This is a genomic window from Klebsiella grimontii, from assembly GCF_042137965.1.
Taxonomy (GTDB): Bacteria; Pseudomonadota; Gammaproteobacteria; order Enterobacterales; family Enterobacteriaceae; genus Klebsiella; species Klebsiella grimontii.
The window spans coordinates 1433838-1458697 of the sequence record NZ_CP169721.1 but is presented as its reverse complement, the minus strand read 5'-3'; the positions used below and the strand labels follow the sequence as shown (position 1 = coordinate 1458697).

Genomic DNA, 24860 nt, shown 5'->3' with positions numbered 1-24860 from the left:
ATGTCCCGTAGAGAACTCGCTAACGCCATCCGCGCCCTGAGTATGGATGCAGTCCAGAAAGCCAACTCCGGCCACCCCGGCGCGCCGATGGGCATGGCCGATATCGCAGAGGTGCTGTGGAACGATTTCCTTAAGCACAATCCTGAAAACCCGCAATGGTACGATCGCGACCGCTTTATTCTCTCCAACGGCCACGCGTCGATGCTGCTCTACAGCCTGCTGCATCTGACGGGCTATGATTTGCCCATCGAAGAGATAAAAAACTTCCGTCAGCTGCATTCCAAAACGCCGGGCCACCCGGAAATCGGCTATACCCCGGGGGTTGAAACCACCACCGGGCCGCTGGGGCAAGGGCTGGCGAACGCGGTGGGGCTGGCTATCGCCGAGCGCACGCTGGCGGCGCAGTTTAATCAGCCAGACCATGAGATCGTCGACCACTTTACCTACGTGTTTATGGGCGATGGTTGTCTGATGGAGGGGATTTCTCACGAAGTCTGCTCTCTGGCGGGTACGCTAGGACTGGGCAAGCTGATCGGCTTCTACGACCACAACGGCATTTCCATTGATGGCGAAACCAAAGGCTGGTTTACCGATGACACGGCAAAACGCTTTGAGGCCTATCACTGGCATGTGGTGCATGAAATTGACGGCCACGATCCCGAAGCCGTGAAGAAAGCGATTCTGGAAGCCCAGAGCGTGAAGGACAAACCCTCGCTAATTATCTGCCGTACGGTGATAGGCTTTGGTTCACCGAATAAAGCCGGCAAAGAAGAGGCTCACGGCGCCGCGCTGGGAGAACAGGAAGTAGCGCTGGCGCGCCAGCAGCTGGGCTGGCATCACCCGGCGTTTGAGATCCCAAAAGAGATTTACCGGGCCTGGGACGCGCGTGAAAAGGGACAAAAAGCGCAGAAAAGCTGGGAGGAGAAGTTTGCCGCCTATCAGCAGGCCCATCCTCAGCTGGCAGCGGAGTTTACGCGGCGTATGAGCGGCGGACTGCCTGAGTCGTGGGATGAAACGACGCGGAAATATATCGCTGAACTGCAGGCCAATCCGGCGAAAATCGCCACTCGTAAGGCTTCGCAAAATGCCCTCGATGCCTACGGCCCACATCTACCGGAACTGTTGGGCGGCTCCGCGGATCTCGCGCCGAGTAACCTGACCATCTGGAAAGGTTCGACTTCGCTGAAAGACGATCCGGCGGGTAACTATATTCACTACGGCGTACGTGAATTCGGGATGACGGCCATCGCCAACGGCATCGCCCACCACGGCGGGTTTGTACCTTATACCGCCACCTTCCTGATGTTCGTCGAATATGCCCGCAACGCGGCGCGTATGGCGGCGCTGATGAAAGCGCGGCAAATAATGGTCTATACCCACGACTCCATCGGTCTCGGCGAAGACGGCCCGACGCACCAGGCGGTAGAACAGCTGGCCAGCCTGCGCCTGACGCCAAACTTCAGCACCTGGCGACCGTGCGATCAGGTCGAGGCCGCGGTGGCGTGGAAACTGGCGGTAGAGCGTCATAGCGGGCCGACGGCGCTGATCCTCTCCCGGCAAAATCTGACCCAGATGGCGCGCACGCCGGAGCAGGTACAGAATATCGCCCGCGGCGGCTACGTACTGAAGGACGCCGGCGGCAAGCCGGACCTGATCCTGATAGCCACCGGTTCAGAGGTCGAGATCACCGTTCTGGCCGCGGAGAAGCTGCTGGCCAAAGGGGTGAACGTGCGCGTAGTCTCCCTGCCATCGACCGACGTGTTTGATGCCCAGGATGAAGCCTATCGGGAGTCCGTGCTGCCATCGGACGTCAGCGCCCGCGTCGCCGTGGAGGCCGGGATCGCCGACTACTGGTATAAATATGTGGGACTAAAAGGAAAAATTGTCGGCATGACCGGCTACGGTGAATCGGCCCCGGCCGATAAGCTCTTCCCTTACTTCGGCTTTACCGTTGAGCATATCGTCAGCGTAGGGGACGAGGTACAGAACGGGTAACCCATAGCGTGGGCCAGGCGTCTGGCCCCTGCCAGTTATCACACTGCGGCTGCTGCGCGTAGCGTACCAGGCTAAAGCGCTGGCCGTCATAGCGCCAGCGTGTTTGCGTCCCGCAGTCGCCGGGCGCGCGCCCTTTATCCAGCGTCACCAGCTCCTGGCGTCGATCGTCGTAGCGGGCGTTCACCAGCTCGACGTCACGCGGCACATCGCCGGGCGGCTGGAAAGGCAGCGTAAGCCGTAGCGGATGAGCAATATACGGTCGCTGACGCGACACCAGCCAGGCCAGCCAAATGGTGTTGTAGGCGCCCGCTTCACAGCTGGTCATCAGCAAAACCTTATCGTCGGTTAGCGCGGCAACCCGCACCTCGCGGCGAAACGGATCCAGCGAACAGGCGCTGCTGTTCATGCGCTCGTTGCCGTAATCCATTAAATCGTTAAGTTCATCGCGGCTGAGGGGCGATTGCGCGACGTCGATTCTCGCTACCGACCGCAGCGCCGGCGCAGGCGGAACGCTGAGCGGCGGCTCTTCCCCCTTCCCCACCCACGCGGTTTCGCTCCCCACGCGCTTCTGCCGGTTATCGATAAACAGCAGAGCGGCTTTCAGCCCCTGTAGAGAGATACTCTGTAGGCCATTTTCAAGCGTCATCGTCTGCGCGTCCTGCACCTGCTGCAGGAAAGCATCAATGGTGACGCTATCGTCGGTTTTAAGCAGTTTGTCGGCGATCTGCCAGTGTTTATCGCCCAGGGACAGGGGTTTACCATCGAGGCGAAGGCGCGGCGCAATGGGCGCCAGCGCCGCGACCGGGTTGCCCACGCCGCCGAGCTCAATACGCAGGCTGGCGCTGGTGGCCGCCCCGGCGCTGCGGGTGAGGGTCATGACCAGGCCGTGATGCAGCCCGACGTTGCGGGCCACGCAGAAGTTCTGATTGTTGCAGGTTACCTGCCAGTCATTGAAGAGCTGTTGCGCCGGCGCCGCCCGCACCAGCGACGTCGGCAGTAAACCGAAAAGCAGAAATAAAATAACCCGATGCAACATGAGCGGCACAACCCCGGAAAAAACGCCATACACAGCGGCTATGTTCACCAGCGGCGAGGTTTTACTCAATCGGATTTATCAGAGATCCCCGTTCATCAGCCCGGAGGTTTGCAAATACTGCAGCAGGATCACCGCTTTGCCATCGCGGATCTCCCCGTTCGCCATCATCTCCAGCGCCCGATGATAAGGGAGCTCCAGCACCTCAATATCTTCATCATCAACGCCGCCGCCATCGTTGGCCCGCTGAGTATCGTCATATTCGGCAATAAAGAAATAGATAAGCTCGGTGACGCCGCCGGGCGACATAAACAGTTCAAACAGTTTGCGCACTTCACCGACTTCGAAGCCGGTCTCTTCAATGGCTTCTTTACGCACGCACTCCTCCGGCTCGTCGCTGTCCAGCAGCCCGGCGCAGGTTTCGATCAGCATCCCGTCTTCGTTGCCGTTTATCCAGGTCGCGATGCGGAACTGGCGAACCAGCACGACGGTCTGCTTATGGCGGTTATACAGCAAGATGGTAGCGCCGTTGCCGCGATCGTAGACTTCGCGTCTATGGCGAACCACGCTGCCGTCGCTGCGCGTCAGTTCATAGGTCATGTTGCGCAGAACGAACCAGTTTTCGGAGAGGATTTTATCTTTGATAACGTTGATATTGAGTGACATACGGGCCCCACAGCGTGAAATAACGATATCATACTACGCTGCGGAACCCGCTTTGTCGTCAGTGAAGCGGAATCGATTTAACGCCGAGGAAATCCATGATCCCCTGCGCCGCGTGGCGGCCTTCCGCCATGGCGGTCACCACCAGATCGGCGCCGCGCACCGCATCGCCGCCGGCAAACACTTTACGATGGGTGGTCTGATAGCGATAGCGGCTTTCCACATTGGCTTTAATCCGCCCGCGGCTGTCGAGCTTAACGCCGACGGATTCCAGCCACGGCATACCGTGCGGATGGAAACCGAAGGCCATGATCACCGCGTCGGCGGGCATGACAAACTCGCTTCCGGGGATCGGCGACGGGCTGCGGCGCCCCTGAGCATCAGGCGTGCCCAGCCGGGTGCGCAGAAAGCGTACGCCGTTGACGTGCCCCTCTTCGTTCAGCTCCAGGGTCACCGGTTGGACGTTAAATTCAAACTGCGCCCCCTCTTCGCGCGCGTTTTTCACCTCTTTCTTCGAACCGGGCATGTTGGCTTCATCGCGACGATAGGCGCAGGTCACCTGCTTCGCGCCGTGGCGCAGCGCGGTGCGCACGCAGTCCATCGCCGTATCGCCGCCGCCGAGCACCACGACGTTCAGCCCTTCGGTGTTGACGTAAGGCTCTTCCGGCAGCTCCAGCAGCCCCATCACCTGTTTGGTGTTAGCGATCAGGAACGGCAGCGCGTCATATACGCCGGGCGCGTCTTCATTCGGCAGATCCGCTTTCATCGAGCGATAGGTTCCGGCGCCAATAAATACCGCGTCATAGTCATCAAGCAGCGTCGTCAGCGGGATATCTTTGCCTATCTCACAGTTCAGCTCAAAGCGCACGCCCATCTGGGTAAAGATTTCCCGCCGCCGGGCCAGCAGAGATTTATCCAGCTTAAAGGCCGGAATACCAAAGGTCAGCAGGCCGCCGATTTCCGGATGGCGGTCAAAGACCACCGGACTCACGCCATTGCGCACCAGCCGGTCGGCGCAGGCAAGCCCGGCAGGACCCGCGCCGATAATCGCCACCCGCTTGCCGCTTTCAACGACCTGAGAAAGATCCGGCCGCCAGCCGTTGGCCAGCGCCTGGTCGGAGATATAGCGTTCAATATTGCCGATGGTCACCGAACCATGCTCATCGCGCAGCGTGCAGGCCCCTTCGCACAGGCGATCCTGCGGGCAGACGCGGCCGGTAATTTCCGGCAGGCAGTTAGTCTGGTGAGAGAGCTCAACGGCGGCGGAGATATCCCCTTCTTTTACGCGCTCGATCCACTGGGGGATGTGGTTATGCAGCGGGCAGGTCCATTCACAAATGCTGTGCTCGCCGCACTTCAGGCAGCGTTCCGCCTCGCGGTTGGCCTGACCAGCGCTGAATGGCAGATAAATTTCGTCAAAGTTCGCCTTACGGGTCTCGGCGGATAGCTTGTCGGGCTCGCCGCGCGGCGGCGTCGCGGCCATCTGCGCGACTTTTCCGGCGGAACACGCCAATACCGCCGCGCCGGGATGACCCAGACGCGCCGCGCGCTGACGCCGCTGCTTCGCCAGATTCAGCAGCGTGCTGTCCGTCGCCAGCTGCAGCGCCTCGGCCGGACAGTTTTGCACGCAGGCGGGGCCCTCTTCGCGACCATCGCACAAATCGCATTTATGCGCCGTCGCTTTGACTCTGCCCTCCTCTACCGGCGTCAGGACGATCTGCATCACGCCAAACGGGCAGGCAACCATACAGGATTTACAGCCGATACATTTCTCCTGATTCACCAGGACGCTGTCGTTAAACTGGCTGATAGCGCCATTCGGACAACTGCGGGCGCACGGTGCCCCTTCACAATGGTGACAGGTTACGGCGTTACGTTTTTGCTCGCGCTTGATAACCGTAATACGCGGCAGAAAACGCTGCGGGGTCAATACATGCTGCTCATCGTTATGCGCCATGACGCAGGCAACCTCACAAGCCTTGCATCCGATGCATTTATGACTATCGCTTAAAATAAAGTGGTTCATGACATCCTTCAGTCTTCGTGGTGAATAACCCCTCAATTCGCATGACTATCTATTACCCGACAAAACGGTGCCGGAACAATGTGCATTTGCACAGGTTGCCGATTTTTTGGTAATAACCCGAGGTGGATCAATTTTTTTGACTTAAATGAAATTACGTTTTATTTAGCTAAGTAATAATGATCACGTTTGCGGCGGCGCGCAGAAAAGCAGGCGCTGATAGAGATAGAAGGAGAGTTCTTTACGCTGCCATAAAAGGCACACGATAAATTACACTATCTCCTTATTTTCTCCACGATTGCCTGAGGGCTTGCCGCTAGAGTGTCACAGGCTGTGCAATAACAAAAAAATGTGCAAAATGAGGTCCTAATTCTGATGGCGAATTTTTTTATCGATCGCCCCATTTTTGCGTGGGTTCTGGCAATCCTTTTATGCCTGACCGGTACCCTCGCAATTTTGTCGCTTCCCGTTGAGCAATATCCTGAACTTGCCCCACCCAACGTGCGGATCACAGCAAACTATCCCGGCGCTTCGGCACAGACGCTGGAAAATACCGTCACTCAGGTTATCGAGCAGAATATGACCGGTCTCGACAACCTGATGTATATGTCATCCCAGAGCAGCGGCACCGGACAGGCCACCGTGACGCTGAGCTTTACCGCCGGAACCGACCCGGATGAAGCCGTCCAGCAGGTGCAGAACCAGCTGCAATCGGCGATGCGTAAGCTCCCACAGGCCGTCCAGAACCAGGGCGTAACGGTACGTAAAACCGGGGATACCAATATCCTGACGATCGCCTTCGTCTCCACCGACGGCAGCATGGATAAACAGGATATCGCCGACTACGTCGCCAGTAATATTCAGGACCCGCTCAGCCGGGTGAATGGCGTCGGCGACATTGACGCTTATGGTTCCCAGTATTCGATGCGCATCTGGCTCGATCCGGCCAAGCTCAACAGCTTTCAAATGACGGCAAAAGACGTCACCGATGCCATCTCTTCGCAGAACGCGCAGATCGCCGTCGGCCAGTTGGGCGGCACGCCATCGGTGGACAAACAGGCGCTCAACGCGACGATTAATTCACAATCGCTGTTACAAACGCCGGAACAGTTCCGTGATATTACCCTGCGGGTTAATCAGGACGGTTCGGAGGTCACCCTCGGTGACGTCGCCACCGTCGAGATGGGAGCGGAAAAATACGATTACCTCAGCCGCTACAACCGCCAGGCGGCGTCCGGGCTGGGGGTTAAGCTGGCCTCTGGCGCAAACGAAATGGCGACCGCCGAACGCGTGATCGACCGCCTGAACGAACTCTCCCAGTACTTCCCGCACGGCCTGGAATATAAAGTCGCTTACGAAACTACCTCATTTGTGAAGGCATCGATTACCGACGTGGTGAAAACGCTGCTTGAGGCCATCGCGCTGGTGTTCCTCGTGATGTATCTGTTCCTGCAAAATTTCCGCGCCACGCTGATCCCGACCATCGCCGTTCCGGTAGTGCTGATGGGGACCTTTGCCGTCCTCTACGCCTGCGGCTACAGCATTAACACTTTAACCATGTTCGCGGTGGTGCTGGCGATAGGCCTGCTGGTGGACGATGCCATCGTAGTGGTGGAGAACGTCGAGCGTATCATGAGCGAGGAGGGCCTCTCGCCGCGGGAAGCGACGCGAAAATCCATGGGTCAGATCCAGGGCGCGCTGGTCGGTATCGCCATGGTGCTATCAGCGGTATTTGTGCCGATGGCCTTCTTCGGCGGCACCACCGGCGCGATCTACCGCCAGTTCTCGATTACCATTGTCTCGGCGATGGTGCTGTCGGTTCTGGTGGCGATGATCCTGACGCCAGCGCTGTGCGCCACGCTGTTAAAACCGGTTCACAAAGGCGAAACCCACGGACAGCGGGGCTTCTTCGGCTGGTTTAACCGCACCTTTAACCGTAACGCCAGCCGCTACGAAACCGCGGTCGGCAAAATTCTTCATCGTTCGCTACGCTGGATAATGATCTACGTCCTGCTGCTGGGCGGAATGGTCTTTCTGTTTCTGCATCTGCCTACGTCGTTCCTGCCGCTGGAAGACCGCGGCATGTTTACCACCTCGGTGCAGTTGCCAAGCGGTTCGACCCAGCAGCAAACCCTGAAGGTGGTGCAGCAGGCGGAAGACTACTTCCTGAACAATGAGAAGCAAAATGTTGAATCGGTGTTCGCGACCATCGGTTCCGGCCCCGGCGGCAACGGCCAGAACGTGGCGCGTATGTTCGTACGCCTGAAAGACTGGGACCAACGCGATCCCACCACCGGCTCCTCTTTCGCCATCATCGAACGCGCAACCAAAGCGTTTAACAAAATTAAAGAAGCGCGCGTCTTTGCCAGCAGCCCGCCGGCCATCAGCGGTCTGGGCAGCTCCGCCGGTTTCGATATGGAACTGGAGGATCACTCCGGCAACGGGCACGAAGCGCTGATGGCCGCCCGCGATACCCTGCTGGAGCTGGCCGCTAAAAATAACCAGCTCACCCGCGTGCGCCACAACGGCCTCGACGATAGCCCGCAGCTGCAGGTGGATATCGATCAGCGTAAAGCGCAGGCGCTGGGCGTCTCTATTGACGATATCAACGACACGCTGCAGACCGCGTGGGGATCAAGCTACGTCAACGATTTTATGGACCGCGGCCGCGTGAAGAAGGTCTACGTTCAGGCGGCGGCGCCGTATCGCATGCTGCCGGACGATATCAATCTGTGGTACGTACGCAACAGCAGCGGCACGATGGTGCCCTTCTCCGCCTTCGCCACCTCGCGCTGGGAGACCGGTTCACCGCGTCTGGAGCGCTACAACGGCTACTCGGCGGTAGAAATCGTCGGTGAAGCCGCGCCGGGCGTCAGTACCGGTACCGCCATGACGCTTATGGAGGAGCTGGCCCAGCAGCTGCCGAACGGCTTTGGCCTCGAATGGACGGCGATGTCCTATCAGGAACGCCTCTCCGGGGCGCAGGCGCCAGCGCTTTACGCCATCTCGCTACTGGTGGTGTTCCTGTGCCTGGCGGCGCTGTACGAAAGCTGGTCGGTGCCGTTCTCGGTGATGCTGGTGGTGCCGCTGGGGGTTATCGGCGCGCTGCTGGCGACCTGGATGCGCGGTCTGGAAAACGATGTTTATTTCCAGGTGGGCCTGCTGACGGTAATCGGCCTGTCGGCGAAAAACGCCATTCTGATCGTCGAATTTGCCAATGAACTGAATCAGAAAGGCGAAGATCTGCTTACCGCCACGCTCTCCGCCTGCCGCCAGCGTCTGCGGCCAATCCTGATGACCTCGCTGGCGTTTATCTTCGGCGTACTGCCAATGGCCACCAGTACCGGGGCGGGCTCCGGCAGCCAGCATGCCGTCGGCACCGGGGTAATGGGCGGGATGATCTCCGCCACGGTGCTGGCTATCTTCTTCGTGCCGCTGTTCTTCGTGCTGGTGCGCCGCCGCTTCCCGCTCAAGGATCGGCCGCAATAATCGGGACGCGCCCTGACGATATTTTCGCCGGGGCCAAATAACAGAAAAGGCGACCGGACAGGTCGCCTTTTTCATGTGGTCGCTTCAACTGCATTATTATTCTGCCTGTGAAATCGCCATGCTTTTATTGCGGAAAACTATTTACGAAGCATGCCTTCGATAAAGTCTTTCCAGTTCCCCAGTTCGTGTTCAATCATAATAGCCTCTCTTATTATTATGGGTGATTTTATGCAAATTCATTGATGGTTAAAAGATGGTTTGCGCTATCGCTCTGATGACTATCATTACCCCCCTGCTGAATACCCCTTTCATTCGTAAGTACTATGAGCCTAATTTGAGCAATTTAATGTGACCAACAGCAACATTTAGCAACATTTGCACATCAGCCTATCGTGCCAGGATCGCCCTGCCGCTAGCAGTAGCCGCCGTTCGGCGCGCAAAAAATGTTCAGAGTGTAAACCTGGATATATATCAGGGGGAAAAAATGATATTTATTAAAACAATTCACGTATTATTTATTGAAGGCTTATATATTCGGAAGAATCTTAGCTAATCATTTAATTCAACGGGAAAGGTTTAATCATGCTCACCATGTACGGGATAAAAAACTGCGACACCATAAAAAAGGCCCGCCGCTGGCTGGAAGCCCAGCAGATAGAATATCGTTTTCATGATTATCGTGTCGACGGTCTGGATCGCAGTTTATTAGACACCTTTATCGCTGAACTCGGCTGGGAAGCGCTGCTTAACACCCGAGGGACAACGTGGCGCAAGCTGGACGAAACGGTCCGCGCCGGTATCAATAACGCCGACGCAGCGGCGAAACTGATGCTGGAAATGCCGGCAATCATTAAACGCCCATTGCTCTGCGCGCCCGGTCAGCCTATGCTGCTGGGTTTCAGTGAATCAAGTTATCAGCAGTTTAACGAGGTGTAGTCTATGTCTTGCCCGGTCATTGAGCTGGCTCAGCAGCTTATTCGCCGCCCTTCCCTCAGCCCCGATGATGCGGGATGCCAGGCGTTAATGATTGAACGTCTGCGTGCGATTGGCTTTACCGTTGAACCGATGGATTTCGGGGATACCCAAAACTTCTGGGCCTGGCGCGGGCGCGGGGAAACGCTGGCGTTCGCCGGTCATACCGATGTCGTCCCGTCGGGCGATGCCGATCGCTGGATTAACCCCCCTTTTGAGCCGACTATTCGCGACGGCATGCTGTTTGGCCGCGGCGCGGCCGATATGAAAGGCTCGCTTGCGGCGATGGTGGTTGCCGCCGAGCGCTTTGTCGCCCAGTATCCGGACCATAAAGGCCGTCTGGCCTTTCTGATCACCTCGGATGAAGAGGCCAGCGCCAAAAACGGCACCGTTAAGGTTGTGGAAGCGCTGATGGCGCGCAACGAGCGTCTGGACTACTGCCTGGTCGGTGAACCCTCAAGCACCGAAGTCGTCGGCGATGTGGTGAAAAACGGCCGTCGCGGCTCGCTGACCTGCAACCTGACCATTCACGGCGTGCAGGGGCACGTGGCCTATCCGCACCTCGCCGATAACCCGGTTCACCGCGCCGCGCCGATGCTGGCGGAGCTGGTGACTATCGAGTGGGATAAGGGCAACGAATTTTTTCCGCCGACCAGTATGCAAATCGCCAACGTGCAGTCCGGGACCGGCAGCAACAACGTGATTCCCGGCGATATGTTCGTCCAGTTCAACTTCCGCTTTAGTACCGAGCTGACCGACGAAATGATTAAAGCGCGCGTCGTGGCGCTGCTGGAGAAATACGCGCTGCGCTACAGCGTTGACTGGTGGCTCTCGGGTCAGCCGTTCCTGACCAGCCGCGGTAAGCTGGTTGATGCGGTGGTTAACGCCATTGAGCACTATAATGAAATAAAACCGCAGCTGCTGACTAACGGCGGCACCTCCGATGGGCGTTTTATCGCGCGTATGGGGGCGCAGGTGGTTGAACTGGGGCCAGTGAACGCCACCATTCATAAAATAAACGAGTGTGTGAATGCCGCCGACCTCCAGCTGCTAGCGCGGATGTACCAGCGCATCATGGAACAGCTGGTCGCCTGACGGCATCAATAGAGAAGAGGTAAGCGCATGGATTGGCTAACGAAATACTGGTGGGTTCTGGTGTTGGTATTTTTGGTGGGCGTGATGATTAACGTGATTAAAGATCTGACCCGCGTTGACCACAAAAAATTCCTCAACAATAAGCCGGACCTGCCGCCGCATCGCGACTTCAACGACAAGTGGGACGATGACGACGACTGGCCGAAGAACGACCCGTCGAAGAAGAAGTAAGCAATTTATTTCAGATTGCAGCAAAGACATCGCCCGGTCCACGCAACGCTTCCGCCTGCGGGACCGGTAGCCTGGACAGATGCATAGCATCGCCTCCTGGAATGCGCGGTTCCCCTGCGCGCTTTGTTCCCGGGGGCGGCGCTCGACGCGCCTTGCCCGGGCTACGAGTTCACTGCCGTCTGTAGGTCCGGTAGCCCGGACAGATGCGCAGCATCGCCTCCGGGATTTTTATTTACAGCAGTTCAATAATATCGCTGTCTTTTGGCGTGCTACCGCTGAGCGCTTCGTCGAAATAGTGCTTCGGTACGGTAAAGCGCAGATGATCGAGGGCAAACTGCATACTGCGATCGTCAATCGCGTGCCCCAAATCTTCAACAATATCCAGCGTCACGTCACCGCCGGCCTGCTGCAGCGCCTCCTGCCCCGCCACCGCCCACGCCAGATCGATCACCCGATCTTCGCCGCCGTGGATCAGGTGCACGGTGGTCGCGGTCGTCGCCGTCTCCGGCAGCGTCGCATAGCGGCCGTTAAAGGCGATCACCCGCGATGCCAAACCCGGCTCGGCTTTAATGCTCTCCAGCGACATAATCGCCCCCTGCGAGAAGCCGATCAGCGCCGTCGCCTGCGGGCTGACGCCGCTCTTCTGTTGCCAGTAGCGAACCGTTTCAATGAAGGTCGGCATGATCGCATCCACGCGCTGCTGGCGGTTTTCTTCGCTGACGCCCTGCACGGAGAACCACTGGCGCCCCGGAGGCGGGCCGCACGGCTCCGCGCCGCCGATGCTGACGATCAGCGCTTCGGGAAAGAGCGGCGCAAACCAGCTGCCGATTTGCCCCATTGCTACCGGGTTATCGCCGACGCCATGAAACAGCAGCAGCAGTTGCTGTGCAGGTGTCGCGGGACTTTGAACAATAAAATGATCGTGTTTCATGGCTGTCTCCTTAATGTCTGCAAGGAAGTTTACGCCGCAGGCGAAATATGACCATGCCATTTAGCTGAAGGAGTTAGTTAAAAAAATTGCAGCATTTGAACCTGCTGGCGCAGGTCGTTGGCACGATCCGCATTCACGCCTGATAGCGCCTGCGCCGCTTCTTCGCGCAGCCTGACCAGAAGCGCTTTCCGTCCGGATAAACCTAGCGTTCGGCAAACCGTGGTCTCATCCTGCTGCTGCAGGCGGGCCCGCAGCGCCGGAAGCGGCAGATCCACCCGTATAAGCAGGCGATTGAGGCTACCCGCCGAGGTCAGCAGCGGACGATGGGCAAAAGCAAAACCCGCCACTTCCAGCCAGTCCTCTTCACTAAGAATAGTCGCTTTCCGCTCCGGCAACGGCGAAGGCTCATCTCGCCAGTCGCGCAGCCAGAACTCATCGCGCAGCAGACGCGCGGACTCTTCGCTTGCCAGCCGCTGGCCCGCTTCGCTGAGAGGATAGAGCGCCATCGCGGTATAACAGCCGCTGCTGGCTTCCCGATGGGTGCCCAGCCGCACCAGCGTAAAACCGCAGCGTTGCCAGAAGCGCCACAGCTCAGGCGTGTAGCCGAAACTCACCGACAGATAATCCCGCTCCGCACCCTGCGACGCCGCCTGGGCCACCAGCCGCTGCCCCAGCCCTTCGCGCTGGCGAGCCGGATGCACGGCAATACGGCTGATACGCAGCCCTGTCAGCGTGGCCGCTAGCGGGCTGCCGCCGTGCGCCGCCAGCGACTGCGCCACCAGATTACCGCGCGGACGGCGGTAGCCGGCCCACACCGCCTGGCTAAGGGATGGCTCAAGACCGCCCTCCTCCACCAGCCACAGCGCCCCGGCGATGCGGTTGCCGCTGCGGGCGCAGGTAAAATGCTGCCCCGGCGCATCCATCATGCGCCGCAGGTCCAGCGGCGACGTGCGATAGTGCGCGCCGGAGAGCAGCTGATACATCGCTTCCGGTAACGCAGGCTGTCGCCGCCAGCTCTGCTGGCTGACGCTTTCCAGCGCGATATCGCCGCCTGGCGCGTGCTGAAAGGTCTCGTCGTTGAACAGCAGCAGCCGCGCAATCGCCGCCTCCAGCGGACAGCCGCTCGCCCAACGGATGGGCGCCGTCAGGCTAAACTGCCGCAGATGCGCAAAGCTGGCGCAAAACTTAAGCAAAAAGCCGCGCCCGGTCCCTTCGTACCCCTGCACGGTGGTGGTCAATAGCGTCCTTGGGAAGCGGGAGACAAGCTGGCGCAGCAGCGGCCCGGGGATAGCGGCGGCCTCATCGACAATCAGCCATCCGGCGGTGCAGTTGGAAGCCAGCAATGCGTCGGGGGCCATAAAGCGGAAATCCTCACCGGCGAAAGCCGCCATGACCTCCGTCGCCGCGCGCGCCGGTGCCGTGACGATGGCATCGCCTGCCAGCTGGCGAATAAGCATTCCCGCGAGAGCGGACTTTCCTCGTCCGCGTTCGGCGGTCAGCGCCGCAATACCGGGAGGGAAACCGGTCAGTTCGGCAAGCACGGCGGCCTGCTCCGCCTGCGGATGACCATCGGCGGGACGCCATCGCGGACGCGCGGCAAACGCCGGCACCACGCACTCTTCGCCCTGCCGCCAGAGAATGGACGCGTTATCCGCACTACTCTGTTGGCAAAAACGATAAACAAAATTCGGCGTGGAGATGGGGTCGGGAGCGTCGCTCCAGCGCAGAGAATCCGCATCAGGACGAGCCGGCCATTGCGCGAAGTCGGGCGTGAGTAATACCAGCCAGCTCCCGGCGCGCAGCGTACCGGCTAACGCGGCAAACGCCGCGACGTCAAAACCCTCGCGGGCATCGAAAAAGGCGTGCTGAAATTCGCGGCCCAGTAGCGATTTCAGGGCAGCAGGCGAGGCGTATGGTTCAGGCATCGGCCGCGGACCGACCCACAGTCCGTCTGCGGCCAGCTCAGTACGTACTGTTTGCGCCTGACGCAGGGTCCAGGCATCGTCGCCGCTGAGAACCAGCAGACGACGAATACCTTCGCGCGCCATCTGCGCCGTCAGGTGACGCAGTTCATCCATGGCCGGAGAGCATTACAGCGCGTTGCCGAAGGTGTTGCACTGCGCCGGGTCGCCGCTATCAAAGCCGCGTTTAAACCAGGTATAGCGCTGCTGCGACGTTCCGTGGGTAAAGCTGTCCGGCACCACGCGCCCCTGGCTCTGCTGCTGCAGGCGATCGTCGCCAATCGCCTCTGCGGCGTTCAGCGCTTCCTGCAGATCGCCGGTCTCCATGTAGTCCTGCTTCTGCATATTGTAGCCCCAGACGCCCGCGAAGCAGTCCGCCTGTAGCTCCATTTTCACCGACAGGCGATTCGCTTCCGCCTGCGAAGCGTTTTGCTGCAGCTGGCGCACTTTCGATTCAATACCCAGCAGCTTTTGAACGTGATGGCCAACCTCGTGGGCGATAACGTAGCCCTGCGCGAAGTCGCCGCCGGCGCCGAGCTTGCTTTGCATCTCATCGTAGAATGACAGGTCGATATACACCGTGCTGTCCGCAGGGCAGTAAAAAGGCCCCATCACCGATTGGCCGGTGCCGCAGGCGGTCCGCGTCGCGCCGCGATACATCACCAGCTTCGGCTGCGCGTACTGGCGGCCCATATCTTTAAAAATCGCGCCCCAGGTATCTTCCGTGTCCGCCAGAATCACCTTCGTGAATTTCGCGGCCTCTTCATCCTGCGGGCTGATGGAGCGTTGAGTGGTGGTTTGCTGTTGTGTTACCGGTTCGCCGGTCAGCATGCCGGTTAAATCTACGCCGTAATAGCCCGCCACCAGGACAATAATCAGCAGCACGATGCCGCCTTTGCCGCTGGGGAGACGAAAACCGCCTCCGCCGCCCATCGGTGAACCTGATTGACCACGACGATCTTCCACATTGTCGCTTTCGCGACGTCCTTGCCAGCGCATAAGCACCTCAATTCATCATATTAACCAATGAATAAGATCGTAGGCGGTTCAGCGAAGGATTACCACAGGAAACAGCAAGAAGAGCGCCAGAAGAAGAAAACTTCTTCTGGCGTCGGGGGATTAGTCGAGCTTCACGCCCAGGCGATGGGCGACTTCTTCGTAGGCTTCAATCAGGCCGCCGAGGCTCTGGCGGAAGCGGTCTTTGTCCATTTTATCCATGGTTTTTTTATCCCACAGACGACTGCCGTCCGGAGAGAATTCGTCTCCCAGCACCACTTCGCCTTTGAACAGACCAAACTCCAGCTTGAAGTCCACAAGGATCAGGCCCGCGTCGTCAAACAGCTTTTTCAGCACATCGTTAGCTTTGAAGGTCAGCTCCTGCATCCGCGCCAGGTTCTCTTTGCTCACCCAGCCAAAGGTTTCGCAATAGGATTCGTTGACCATCGGATCGTGCATGGCGTCGTTCTTCAGGAACAGATCGAACAGCGGCGGATTCAGCTCAATGCCTTCTTCAATCCCTAAGCGTTTCACCAGCGACCCGGCGGCGCGGTTGCGCACCACGCATTCCACCGGCACCATATCCAGCTTTTTAACCAGACACTCGGTATCGGACAACAGCGCTTCCATCTGGGTCGGGATACCCGCTTCCGCCAGCTTGCTCATAATGAAATGGTTAAACTTGTTGTTCACCATGCCTTTACGATCGAACTGCTCAATGCGAGCGCCGTCCCCTGCTGACGTATCGTTACGGAATTCGAGTATCAACAGATCCGGGTTTTCGGTGCTGTATACCGTCTTCGCTTTACCACGATACAACTCAGCTTGCTTTTGCATCTTTGTCACTCCAGTGATGATTAACGATAAAAATTTGTGCTTTTCTGCCGACGCACACGTTTGCGTCACTATACATTAAAAAGGGCCGGATTGCTCCAGCCCTGTTAATTACTTACTTAATGCGGCCTGGAATACGGCAACCAGGGCATCGTTTTGCGACTGCGTCAGAGTATGACCTTTCGGGTCGATGAACTGCAGACTGCTGCGGTTATCGAGGTCCCCGACCTGCAGTTTATAATCGCCGGAGACCAGCTGCGGGTCGCGAGCGCCCAGATCGCTCCAGCCGCTGTCGGAAAGCGGTTTGTAGGTGACGGAGAAGCTGCCCTGAGAACGAGAGCTATCGGTGACCTTCATACCCACTTTTTCCAGCGCGCCCGGCAGGCGTTGCCACACCAGGTTAAACGGCGCGCGAACGATCAGCATCGGCAGGCCGGTATCATCAGCGCCGCTCTGCACGTCGAAGGTCGCCCCGGCATTTTTCTGCGCGGCGTTCTGCGCGCTGGTGGCGTTCAGATCCAGACCTTCGGAAATGACGTTCAGCATGGCGGTACTGTAGCGCTGCAGCGAAGCCGGATCGGCAACAGGTTTACCCGCCTGCTCCAGATTCACCAGCTTCACGATCACCGCCTGCTGATAGCCCTGCTGCTTAACTGAGATTTGATAGCGACCACGGTACTGCTGGTCTTCATCGAGGCGATTCCATTCGACCCAGTCGGTATTCAGCGTCTGGCTGGCATCGTCGCGTTTAGCGATAGTGTAGTTTTTCGACTGCACGATGCTTGCCACCTGCGCCCACAGCGAACCGCTGCGACCGTTTTCCACCATCAGCGTTGCGGTATCACCGTTAAACTGCGTACGCGCGCCGCTGACCAGCGCCAGAGGCTGGGCCGGCGGACGGATGTCCAGGGCTTTGCCTGTGTTACCGGTGCTGGTTGCAACCGGAATATTATAATCACCCACCTGAACCGGCAGGATCATCCCTGCTGGCGCGTGAAGTTCACTAAGCGGCGTTGCCTGCAAATAGGCCTCGTCGCCGCTCACCTGACGCTTATAGCGCGAGTCAGAACTACAGGCCGCGAGGAGTAGAACCAGCGAAACACCCGCAACCTTCGCCAGGCGCGACTTCTGTACTGAGTAAGCCATCAAATCTCCCTAAACTTTACAGCAAACCGGCATGCTTCAGCGCTGCGGTAACGACCTTAGTACCGTTTTCGGTAATCGGGGTCATCGGCAGGCGTAACGTATCGGTCGCCACAAGACCCAACGCCTTACAGGCCCATTTGACCGGGATAGGGTTGGGTTCGACAAATAATTTGGTATGCAATGGCATCAGACGCTGGTTAATCGCACGAGCTTCGGCAAATTGACCTGCTAGCGCCAGTCGGCACATCTCGGCCATTTCGCGCGCCGCAACGTTTGTCGTTACGGAAATCACGCCGTGACCGCCAAGCTGCATAAAGTCCATTCCGGTCGCGTCATCGCCGCTCAGCAGAATAAAGTCATCTGAAACCAGCTCTTTGATCTGATGAACGCGGCTTAAGTTCCCCGTCGCTTCCTTAATACCGATAATATTTTTAATTTCCGCCAGACGGCCAACGGTTTCAGGCAGCATATCGCAACCGGTACGGGACGGCACATTATACAGGATTTGCGGCAGGTCAGTATGCTCTGCGATAGCTTTAAAGTGTTGGAACAGCCCTTCCTGGGTCGGACGGTTGTAATACGGCGTGACCGTCAGGCAGCCAACCACGCCGCTATCGTTAAATCGTTTGGTCAGGCTAATCGCCTCTGCGGTTGCATTGGCACCGGTGCCGGCAATAACCGGAATACGCCCGTCGGCCAGTTCCAGCGTCTGCATGACCACGTCACCATGCTCTTCATGGCTCAATGTTGCGGACTCTCCGGTAGTTCCTACCGAAACGATCGCCGAGGTGCCGCTGGCGACATGATAATCAATCAGTTTTTTCAGGCTTGACCGGCAGACGTTGCCGTTTTCATCCATCGGCGTGACAAGCGCTACAATACTTCCCGTAAACATGGGCCATCCTCAGAGCATAAGTGGGACAAGATTCTCAATGTTACGTTTGGAGTCGCAATAAAAGCAAGAGACCCGATGCCATCAGGGATGTTGTATGCCGGTTTTTTTTATGCTTTCCTAACGTTACCTCACCTTTTTAAAGGAAGAACAGGTTTGACAGCCTCATTACAACACTATCTGGTTATTACCGCGTTGGGTGCTGACCGCCCAGGCATCGTGAATACGATCACTCGTCACGTCAGCAGCTGCGGCTGTAATATCGAAGACAGTCGGCTGGCCATGCTTGGCGATGAGTTTACGTTTATCATGCTGCTTTCCGGCTCGTGGAATGCAATTAACCTGATTGAGTCAACTCTGCCGCTGAAAGGCGCCGAGCTGGATCTGCTTATCGTGATGAAGCGTACAACCGCGAGGCCGCCTCAGGCGATGCAGAACACCGTCTGGGTTCAGGTTGAGGTGCCGGATTCGCCGCATATCATTGAGCGATTTACGGCGCTGTGCGATACGTGGAAAATGAACATTGCCGAGCTGGTTTCCCGCACTCAGCCCGGTGCAAACGACGAGTCAGCACAGCTTTTTATCCAGATCACCGCCCACAGCCCGACTACGCAAAATGCATCAAATATCGAACAAGCGTTCAAAGCCCTATGTACAGAACTGAATGCACAAGGCAGTATTAACATTGTTAATTATTCACAGCATGATGAACAGGATGGAGTTTGAGTGATGAACCCACTGAAAGCCGGTGATATTGCACCGAAATTTAGCTTACCGGACCAGGACGGCGAGGAAGTAAATTTGACCGACTTCCAGGGACAGCGTGTTCTGGTTTATTTTTATCCGAAAGCCATGACCCCGGGCTGCACCGTACAGGCGTGCGGTTTACGCGATAATATGGACGACCTGAAAAAAGCAGGCGTTGAAGTACTGGGTATCAGTACGGATAAACCAGAAAAACTCTCCCGTTTCGCCGAAAAAGAGCTGCTGAACTTCACTCTCCTGTCTGATGAAGATCATCAGGTATGCGAGCAGTTTGGTATCTGGGGTGAAAAAACCTTTATGGGGAAAACCTACGACGGTATCCATCGTATTAGCTTCCTCATCGACGCCAACGGCAAAATCGAACATGTGTTTGATGATTTCAAAACCAGCAATCACCACGACGTGGTGCTGAACTGGCTGAAAGAAAACGCCTGACGCTAAGACAAACGCAAGACGCCGGGTCGTTCTCAACCACCCGGCGTCTTTTTTTAGGGCATTCCTTGCGGCTTCGCGCTAATGCTCGTCTTCCACGATCAGGCCATCCGGCCAGGCGTGCACCACCGCTTTGATGAGCGTCGCCAGCGGAATCGCGAAGAATACGCCCCAGAATCCCCACAGACCGCCAAAAATCACCACCGACAGAATAATCACCAGCGGATGCAAGTTAACCGCTTCCGAGAACAGTACCGGTACCAGCAGGTTGCCATCCAGCGCCTGAATAATCAGGTACACCGCAAACAGGCTCCAGAACTCGGTTCCCGCGCCAAACTGGAACAGCGCCACGCCCACCACCGGAATGGTGACCACAAACGCGCCGATATAGGGGATTAATACCGAGAACCCCACCAGCACCGCCAGCAGCAGCGAATAGTTGAGGCCAAATAGGATAAAGCCAATCCACGTCGCCACGCCGACGACGATCATCTCCAGCACCTTGCCGCGGATATAGTTGGTAATTTGCTGGTTCATCTCTTTCCACACCTGCCCGGCCAGCCCGCGGTTGCGCGGCAGCACCCGGCGTACGGCGTTAAGCATCTGCTCTTTATCCTTCAGCAGAAAGAAAACCATCAGCGGCACCAGCACCAGATAGACCGCCAGGGTCAGCAGCCCGACCAGCGAGGCCAGCGAATACTTCACTACCGAATCGCCTACGGTTAACATGCGGCTGCGCATATTCTCCGCCATCGCGTCGATAATGCCGGCATCCATTAAGGCCGGATAACGGCGCGGCACCGTCGCGGCGAAATCGGAAAGTTTATTCAGCATCCCCGGCATATCGCGGATCAGATAAATGCCCTGCTGCCAGGCAACCGGCATCACCACAAACGCCATCAACAGCAGGATGCCAACGAACAAAATCAGAACGACCGAGGTGGCCCAGGTACGTGAAAAACCGATACGCTCCAGCCTGACGGTGGGCCACTCCAGCAAATAGGCCAGAACAATAGATACCAGTAGAGGTGCCAGCAGGCCGCTGAAGAAAAACATAATGCCGAACCCAGCCAGCAAAATGACCAGCAGCGCTATCGCCTCCGGATCGCTGAACCGACGACGGTACCACTGCATTAACATCTGAAGCATAAAACCCTTCCCTGAAGAGCGGAGCTGTAACAATCTCGGGAATTGTATCGAAATGTCACAAAAAAGACTTCGCTTTTTATGGGTAAAACCACAAACATTAATGACCGGGTGAATATCATATTTGCAACGCCGCGAACGACGGCTAAACTCGCTGAACCTGCTTGCGGTCAGGGAACATTACGCCGCACAATCGGTCAAACTGGCACACCTACATTACAGGACAGAGGTTATGTTCAGGCAGTTGAAGAAAACGCTGGTGGCGACCGTCATAGCGTCGCTGACGCTGGGTTCAATATTACCTGCTTTTGCCGATACCGCAGACACTCTGCCGGACATGGGCACCTCCGCAGGAAGCACGCTCTCCATTGGCCAGGAAATGCAGATGGGAGATTATTACGTGCGCCAGCTGCGCGGCAGCGCGCCGTTAATTAACGATCCGCTGCTGGTGCAATATATCAACGGTTTAGGCATGCGCCTGGTGTCGCACGCCAATTCGGTGCGCACTCCGTTCCACTTTTATCTGATTAATAACGATCAAATAAACGCCTTTGCTTTCTTCGGCGGTAACGTCGTACTGCACTCGGCGCTGTTCCGCTACTCGGATAATGAAAGCGAGCTGGCGTCGGTCATGGCGCACGAAATTTCTCACGTCACCCAGCGCCACCTTGCCCGCGCGATGGAAGACCAAAAGCGCAACGCTCCGCTGACCTGGGTTGGCGCGCTGGGGTCGATTCTGCTGGCGATGGCCAGCCCGCAGGCCGGCATGGCCGCGCTGACCGGCACCCTGGCGGGCAGCCAGCAGGGGCTGATCAGCTTTACCCGCCAAAACGAGGAAGAGGCCGACCGCATTGGTATTCAGGTCCTTCAACGTTCAGGTTTCGATCCGCAGGCGATGCCGGCGTTTATGGGCAAGCTGCTTGACGAGTCGCGTTACTCGACCCGGCCGCCGGAAATGCTGCTGACCCACCCCTTACCGGAAAGCCGTCTCGCCGACGCCCGCAACCGTGCGAACCAGATGCGCCCGGTGGTCGTGCAATCCTCGCCTGACTTCTACCTGGCGAAAGCCAGAACGCTCGGAATGTACACCTCCGGCGACAATAAGCTGGGCAACGACCTGCTGAGCAACTGGGAAAAAGGCAATATTCGCGAACAGCACGCCGCCCAGTACGGCCGCGCGCTGCTGGCGATGGGCAGCAACAATTACGATCTGGCGCGCAAAACGCTACAGCCGCTGCTGAGCGCCGAACCGCAAAATGCCTGGTACCTTGACCTGGCGACCGATATCGATCTCGGACAAAAGCGAGCCACAGACGCGATTAACCGCCTGAAGGGCGCCCGGGAACTGCGTACTAACCCGGTACTACAGCTCAACCTCGCCAACGCCCTGCTGGAAGGCGGGCAGCCGGGGGAAGCGGCGACGATCCTTAACCGCTATACCTTTAACAATAAAGATGACGTCAATGGTTGGGATTTGCTGGCGCAAGCGGAAGCTAAACTGGGAAATCGCGATCAGGAGCTGGCAGCGCGCGCGGAGGGCATGGCGCTGGTTGGCCGACTCGATCAGGCCATTACCCTGCTCAGCAGCGCCAGCTCACAGGTGAAATTAGGCAGCCTGCAGCAGGCCCGCTACGATGCGCGTATCGATCAGCTGCGTCAGCTGCAGGAACGCTTCAAACCGTACCAGAAAATGTAAGGAGATCTCATGTCCGATACGGTCAAAATCTATCACAACCCGCGCTGCTCCAAGAGTCGCGACACCCTGAGCCTGCTGAAGGCTAACGGCATCGACCCTGAAGTAGTGCTCTATCTGGAGACACCGCCGGATGCCGCCACGCTGCGCCAGCTGCTGAAGATGCTGGGAATGGCCAGCGCGCGCGACTTAATGCGCCAGAAAGAAGATCTCTATAAATCCCTCGATCTCGCTAATCCGCAGCTCAGCGAAGAGGCGCTGATCCAGGCAATGATCGATAATCCAAAGCTGATTGAGCGGCCTATCGTCGTCAGCCACGGCGAGGCCCGTATCGGTCGTCCGCCGGAGCAGGTACTGGAGATCGTCAACTAAACAGGAGGAGCCTCAAGCCGCAGCTCTGCTAAAGCTTGAGGATCTCTTTTACAAAAGGAATGGTCAGCTTGCGCTGGGCGGTAATCGAAGCGCGATCGAGCTGATCGAGGGTCATAAATAGCGAACGCATTTCGCGATCCAGGCGCTTGAGCAGGAAGCGGCAGACGTCTTCCGGCATTTCGAAACCGCGCAGCCTGGCGCGCAGCTGAAGCGCCTGGAGCTTATCTTCATCCGACAGCGGCTGCAGCTTGTAGATTTGCCCCCAGTCGAGACGCGAGGCCAGATCCGGCAACCCGAGATTAAGCTGGCGCGGCGGTCGATCGCCGGTGATCAGCAGCCGGGTTTTACCAGACTCGAGGATGCGGTTGTAGAGGTCGAAAATCGCCATTTCCCACAGTTCATCGCCCGCCACGCATTCAATATTATCGATGCAAACCAGCGACAGCTGTTCCATTCCATCCAGCACTTCAGGAACGAACCACGTCCGTTTATCCAGCGGAACGTAGCCCACCGCATCGCCGCGCTGGGAGAGTTCCGCGCAGGCCGCGTGCAGAAGATGGCTGCGCCCCGCCCCTTCCCGTGACCAGATATAGATGTATCCGCTATGATCCTGCCGCAGCACGTTCTGAAGGGCAGCAAGAAGAGAAGGGTTATCACCCGGCCAGAAACTCGCGAAAGTTTCATCATCGGGAAGATACAGTGGCAAAGAGAGCTGTGCCGGTGCGTTCAGATGGACCTCAACATAGGCTTGCAGAAAAACGCGGAGAGTTTAGCACAGAAATAGGCAAGGAGAGAACCGGGCGGGATCGCCGCCCGGTATAGGGATCAATGTTTTGCTTCTTCGCTATCCACAGCGTCGAGGACCACCTCTTCCGGACGCAGCACGCTTATCAGCTTGAAGATCAGGCTCAGGCCGATGCCGACAATGGTCGCCAGCGCCATGCCTTTCAGCTCAGCGGCGCCGATATGCACTTTCGCGCCGCTGACGCCGATGATCAGGATAACGGAGGTCAGAATCAGGTTCTGCGCCTTGTTGTAATCGACTTTAGATTCGATCAGCACGCGAATCCCGGATGCGCCGATGACCCCGTACAGCAGCAGCGAAACGCCGCCCATTACCGGCAGCGGGATAATCTGGATCGCCGCCGCCAGCTTGCCGACGCAGGAGAGCAGAATCGCGATGATCGCCGCGCCGCCGATAACCCAGGTGCTGTAGACGCGGGTGATCGCCATCACGCCAATGTTCTCACCGTAGGTGGTGTTTGGCGTTGAGCCAAAGAAGCCGGAGATCACCGTAGACAGGCCGTTGGCAAACATTGAACGATGCAGGCCCGGATCGCGGATCAGATCTTTTTTGACGATATTGGCCGTCACCACCAGATGTCCAACGTGTTCGGCGATCACCACCAGCGCGGCGGGCAGAATGGTGAAAATCGCAAACCATTCAAAGCGCGGGGTGTAGAAGGTCGGCAGCGCGAACCAGTGGGCATCGGCGATGGGCGTGGTATCGACGACGCCCATCACGAAGGAGAGCGCGTAGCCGACCAGCACGCCGATTAAAATCGGGATAATCGCCAGGAAACCGCGGAACAGCACCGAACCGAAAACCGTCACCGCCAGCGTCACCATCGAAATAATGATGGTTTTGCTGTCCGGCGATTGCCCGTCAGCGGGCAGCAAACCGGCCATGTTCGCCGCGACGCCCGCCAGCTCCAGGCCGATAACCGCGACAATCGCCCCCATCGCCGCCGGCGGGAACATCACGTCCAGCCAGCCGGTTCCAGCTTTTTTGACGATAAAGGAGACGATGCAAAACAGCACGCCGCACATGATGAATCCGCCGAGAGCGACTTCGTAACCTAGCGGCAGCAAAAGCAGCACCGGAGAGATAAACGCAAAGCTCGATCCAAGATAAGCCGGAATTTTGCCTTTGCAGATGAAAAGATATAACAGCGTTCCGATGCCGTTAAACAGCAGTACCGTAGCCGGGTTGATATGGAACAGAACGGGCACCAGTACCGTTGCGCCAAACATGGCGAACAGATGTTGCAAACTAAGCGGGATTGTCTGTAAAAGCGGCGGTCTTTCACTCACCCCGATAGCACGGCGCGTCATGGCATTTTCCTCTGAGAGTCGTTTGTTGATTGCTGTTGGTGTGTTTTATTCAAAAAAAAGCCGACTCTCAAAGTCG

21 protein-coding genes and 1 pseudogene are annotated in these 24860 nt (G+C 57.6%); 9 read left to right on the top strand and 13 right to left on the bottom strand.

What is annotated here, in order from left to right; genetic code table 11:
* A complete protein-coding gene (tkt, locus tag ACE3MN_RS07020) occupies positions 1 to 1995 on the top strand; it encodes a transketolase (protein WP_004136533.1) in 1995 nt (664 codons plus the stop codon).
* On the opposite strand, the gene ACE3MN_RS07015 is transcribed toward tkt, so the two are convergent.
* From ACE3MN_RS07015 to aegA, 3 genes and pseudogenes are all read right to left on the bottom strand, one after another.
* The gene (locus ACE3MN_RS07015) at positions 1964 to 3031 is read right to left on the bottom strand and encodes a DUF1176 domain-containing protein (protein ID WP_024359326.1); all 1068 of its coding nucleotides are present in this window, start codon (positions 3029 to 3031) and stop codon (positions 1964 to 1966) included. The two genes, tkt and ACE3MN_RS07015, sit on opposite strands and share 32 nt — an antisense overlap.
* 65 nt (positions 3032 to 3096) lie before the next feature.
* A pseudogene (nudK, locus tag ACE3MN_RS07010) lies at positions 3097 to 3694 on the bottom strand (GDP-mannose pyrophosphatase NudK).
* A gap of 58 nt (positions 3695 to 3752) precedes the next feature.
* Positions 3753 to 5717: a formate-dependent uric acid utilization protein AegA gene (gene aegA / locus ACE3MN_RS07005; protein ID WP_024359327.1), complete on the bottom strand. Its 1965-nt coding sequence runs from the start codon at positions 5715 to 5717 to the stop codon at positions 3753 to 3755.
* Positions 5718 to 6089: 372 nt separating this feature from the next.
* Between aegA and acrD the strand changes: the two genes are divergently transcribed.
* Positions 6090 to 9203: a multidrug efflux RND transporter permease AcrD gene (acrD, locus tag ACE3MN_RS07000; RefSeq protein WP_375364319.1), complete on the top strand. Its 3114-nt coding sequence runs from the start codon at positions 6090 to 6092 to the stop codon at positions 9201 to 9203.
* A gap of 137 nt (positions 9204 to 9340) precedes the next feature.
* On the opposite strand, the gene ypfM is transcribed toward acrD, so the two are convergent.
* Positions 9341 to 9400 carry a protein YpfM gene (gene ypfM, locus ACE3MN_RS06995; protein WP_100181659.1) on the bottom strand — a complete coding sequence of 20 codons (60 nt, stop codon included), beginning with the start codon at positions 9398 to 9400 and terminating at the stop codon, positions 9341 to 9343.
* 385 nt (positions 9401 to 9785) lie between these two features.
* Between ypfM and ACE3MN_RS06990 the strand changes: the two genes are divergently transcribed.
* The 3 genes from ACE3MN_RS06990 to ACE3MN_RS06980 are packed head-to-tail and all read left to right on the top strand — an operon-like array spanning position 9786 to position 11501.
* Positions 9786 to 10139 carry an ArsC family reductase gene (locus ACE3MN_RS06990; RefSeq protein WP_004136525.1) on the top strand — a complete coding sequence of 118 codons (354 nt, stop codon included), beginning with the start codon at positions 9786 to 9788 and terminating at the stop codon, positions 10137 to 10139.
* A gap of 3 nt (positions 10140 to 10142) precedes the next feature.
* Positions 10143 to 11270 carry a succinyl-diaminopimelate desuccinylase gene (gene dapE, locus ACE3MN_RS06985; protein WP_004136523.1) on the top strand — a complete coding sequence of 376 codons (1128 nt, stop codon included), beginning with the start codon at positions 10143 to 10145 and terminating at the stop codon, positions 11268 to 11270.
* Positions 11271 to 11297: 27 nt separating this feature from the next.
* Complete coding sequence (locus ACE3MN_RS06980) at positions 11298 to 11501, top strand: YpfN family protein (protein WP_004123464.1); 204 nt, start codon at positions 11298 to 11300, stop codon at positions 11499 to 11501.
* Positions 11502 to 11733: 232 nt separating this feature from the next.
* On the opposite strand, the gene ypfH is transcribed toward ACE3MN_RS06980, so the two are convergent.
* From ypfH to dapA, 6 genes are all read right to left on the bottom strand, one after another.
* Positions 11734 to 12432, bottom strand: a complete 699-nt coding sequence (gene ypfH, locus ACE3MN_RS06975) for an esterase (protein WP_004136522.1) — start codon at positions 12430 to 12432, stop codon at positions 11734 to 11736.
* A 77-nt stretch (positions 12433 to 12509) separates the two neighbouring features.
* Positions 12510 to 14510 carry a tRNA(Met) cytidine acetyltransferase TmcA gene (locus ACE3MN_RS06970; RefSeq protein WP_102649908.1) on the bottom strand — a complete coding sequence of 667 codons (2001 nt, stop codon included), beginning with the start codon at positions 14508 to 14510 and terminating at the stop codon, positions 12510 to 12512.
* Positions 14511 to 14522: 12 nt separating this feature from the next.
* Positions 14523 to 15392 carry a neutral zinc metallopeptidase gene (locus ACE3MN_RS06965; protein WP_024359331.1) on the bottom strand — a complete coding sequence of 290 codons (870 nt, stop codon included), beginning with the start codon at positions 15390 to 15392 and terminating at the stop codon, positions 14523 to 14525.
* Between the two features lie 120 nt (positions 15393 to 15512).
* Entirely contained in the window at positions 15513 to 16226 is a 714-nt protein-coding gene (gene purC / locus ACE3MN_RS06960) for a phosphoribosylaminoimidazolesuccinocarboxamide synthase (protein WP_024359332.1), read from the bottom strand.
* 108 nt (positions 16227 to 16334) lie between these two features.
* Positions 16335 to 17369 carry an outer membrane protein assembly factor BamC gene (bamC, locus tag ACE3MN_RS06955; RefSeq protein ID WP_049130683.1) on the bottom strand — a complete coding sequence of 345 codons (1035 nt, stop codon included), beginning with the start codon at positions 17367 to 17369 and terminating at the stop codon, positions 16335 to 16337.
* 16 nt (positions 17370 to 17385) lie between these two features.
* A complete protein-coding gene (dapA, locus tag ACE3MN_RS06950; protein WP_004136508.1) occupies positions 17386 to 18264 on the bottom strand; it encodes a 4-hydroxy-tetrahydrodipicolinate synthase in 879 nt (292 codons plus the stop codon).
* A gap of 153 nt (positions 18265 to 18417) precedes the next feature.
* Here dapA and ACE3MN_RS06945 point away from each other — a divergent pair, with 153 nt between their 5' ends.
* Together ACE3MN_RS06945 and bcp are read left to right on the top strand one after the other, a co-directional pair.
* The gene (locus tag ACE3MN_RS06945) at positions 18418 to 18987 is read left to right on the top strand and encodes a glycine cleavage system transcriptional repressor (RefSeq protein ID WP_004123480.1); all 570 of its coding nucleotides are present in this window, start codon (positions 18418 to 18420) and stop codon (positions 18985 to 18987) included.
* A 3-nt stretch (positions 18988 to 18990) separates the two neighbouring features.
* Complete coding sequence (bcp, locus tag ACE3MN_RS06940; RefSeq protein WP_004104423.1) at positions 18991 to 19461, top strand: thioredoxin-dependent thiol peroxidase; 471 nt, start codon at positions 18991 to 18993, stop codon at positions 19459 to 19461.
* 78 nt (positions 19462 to 19539) lie between these two features.
* On the opposite strand, the gene ACE3MN_RS06935 is transcribed toward bcp, so the two are convergent.
* The gene (locus ACE3MN_RS06935) at positions 19540 to 20607 is read right to left on the bottom strand and encodes an AI-2E family transporter (RefSeq protein ID WP_004123481.1); all 1068 of its coding nucleotides are present in this window, start codon (positions 20605 to 20607) and stop codon (positions 19540 to 19542) included.
* Positions 20608 to 20836: 229 nt separating this feature from the next.
* Between ACE3MN_RS06935 and bepA the strand changes: the two genes are divergently transcribed.
* Together bepA and arsC are read left to right on the top strand one after the other, a co-directional pair.
* Positions 20837 to 22300, top strand: a complete 1464-nt coding sequence (gene bepA, locus ACE3MN_RS06930; RefSeq protein WP_148866027.1) for a beta-barrel assembly-enhancing protease — start codon at positions 20837 to 20839, stop codon at positions 22298 to 22300.
* Between the two features lie 9 nt (positions 22301 to 22309).
* Positions 22310 to 22669: an arsenate reductase (glutaredoxin) gene (gene arsC, locus ACE3MN_RS06925; protein WP_004136504.1), complete on the top strand. Its 360-nt coding sequence runs from the start codon at positions 22310 to 22312 to the stop codon at positions 22667 to 22669.
* 28 nt (positions 22670 to 22697) lie between these two features.
* Here the strand turns inward: arsC and ACE3MN_RS06920 are convergent, their stop codons facing one another.
* Both ACE3MN_RS06920 and uraA read right to left on the bottom strand, forming a co-directional pair.
* Complete coding sequence (locus tag ACE3MN_RS06920) at positions 22698 to 23399, bottom strand: DnaA inactivator Hda (protein WP_212739160.1); 702 nt, start codon at positions 23397 to 23399, stop codon at positions 22698 to 22700.
* Positions 23400 to 23494: 95 nt separating this feature from the next.
* Positions 23495 to 24784, bottom strand: coding sequence for a uracil permease (uraA, locus tag ACE3MN_RS06915; RefSeq protein WP_024359333.1), 1290 nt, complete (start codon positions 24782 to 24784; stop codon positions 23495 to 23497).
* Positions 24785 to 24860: the final 76 nt, after the last annotated feature.

Coding starts and splice junctions, on each gene's coding strand:
- tkt (WP_004136533.1), top strand. CDS start 1: ATGTCCCGTAGAGAACTCGCTAACGCCATCCGCGCCCTGAGTATGGAT.
- ACE3MN_RS07015 (WP_024359326.1), bottom strand. CDS start 3,031: ATGTTGCATCGGGTTATTTTATTTCTGCTTTTCGGTTTACTGCCGACG.
- aegA (WP_024359327.1), bottom strand. CDS start 5,717: ATGAACCACTTTATTTTAAGCGATAGTCATAAATGCATCGGATGCAAG.
- acrD (WP_375364319.1), top strand. CDS start 6,090: ATGGCGAATTTTTTTATCGATCGCCCCATTTTTGCGTGGGTTCTGGCA.
- ACE3MN_RS06990 (WP_004136525.1), top strand. CDS start 9,786: ATGCTCACCATGTACGGGATAAAAAACTGCGACACCATAAAAAAGGCC.
- dapE (WP_004136523.1), top strand. CDS start 10,143: ATGTCTTGCCCGGTCATTGAGCTGGCTCAGCAGCTTATTCGCCGCCCT.
- ACE3MN_RS06980 (WP_004123464.1), top strand. CDS start 11,298: ATGGATTGGCTAACGAAATACTGGTGGGTTCTGGTGTTGGTATTTTTG.
- ypfH (WP_004136522.1), bottom strand. CDS start 12,432: ATGAAACACGATCATTTTATTGTTCAAAGTCCCGCGACACCTGCACAG.
- ACE3MN_RS06970 (WP_102649908.1), bottom strand. CDS start 14,510: ATGGATGAACTGCGTCACCTGACGGCGCAGATGGCGCGCGAAGGTATT.
- ACE3MN_RS06965 (WP_024359331.1), bottom strand. CDS start 15,392: ATGCGCTGGCAAGGACGTCGCGAAAGCGACAATGTGGAAGATCGTCGT.
- purC (WP_024359332.1), bottom strand. CDS start 16,226: ATGCAAAAGCAAGCTGAGTTGTATCGTGGTAAAGCGAAGACGGTATAC.
- bamC (WP_049130683.1), bottom strand. CDS start 17,369: ATGGCTTACTCAGTACAGAAGTCGCGCCTGGCGAAGGTTGCGGGTGTT.
- dapA (WP_004136508.1), bottom strand. CDS start 18,264: ATGTTTACGGGAAGTATTGTAGCGCTTGTCACGCCGATGGATGAAAAC.
- bcp (WP_004104423.1), top strand. CDS start 18,991: ATGAACCCACTGAAAGCCGGTGATATTGCACCGAAATTTAGCTTACCG.
- ACE3MN_RS06935 (WP_004123481.1), bottom strand. CDS start 20,607: ATGCTTCAGATGTTAATGCAGTGGTACCGTCGTCGGTTCAGCGATCCG.
- bepA (WP_148866027.1), top strand. CDS start 20,837: ATGTTCAGGCAGTTGAAGAAAACGCTGGTGGCGACCGTCATAGCGTCG.
- arsC (WP_004136504.1), top strand. CDS start 22,310: ATGTCCGATACGGTCAAAATCTATCACAACCCGCGCTGCTCCAAGAGT.
- uraA (WP_024359333.1), bottom strand. CDS start 24,784: ATGACGCGCCGTGCTATCGGGGTGAGTGAAAGACCGCCGCTTTTACAG.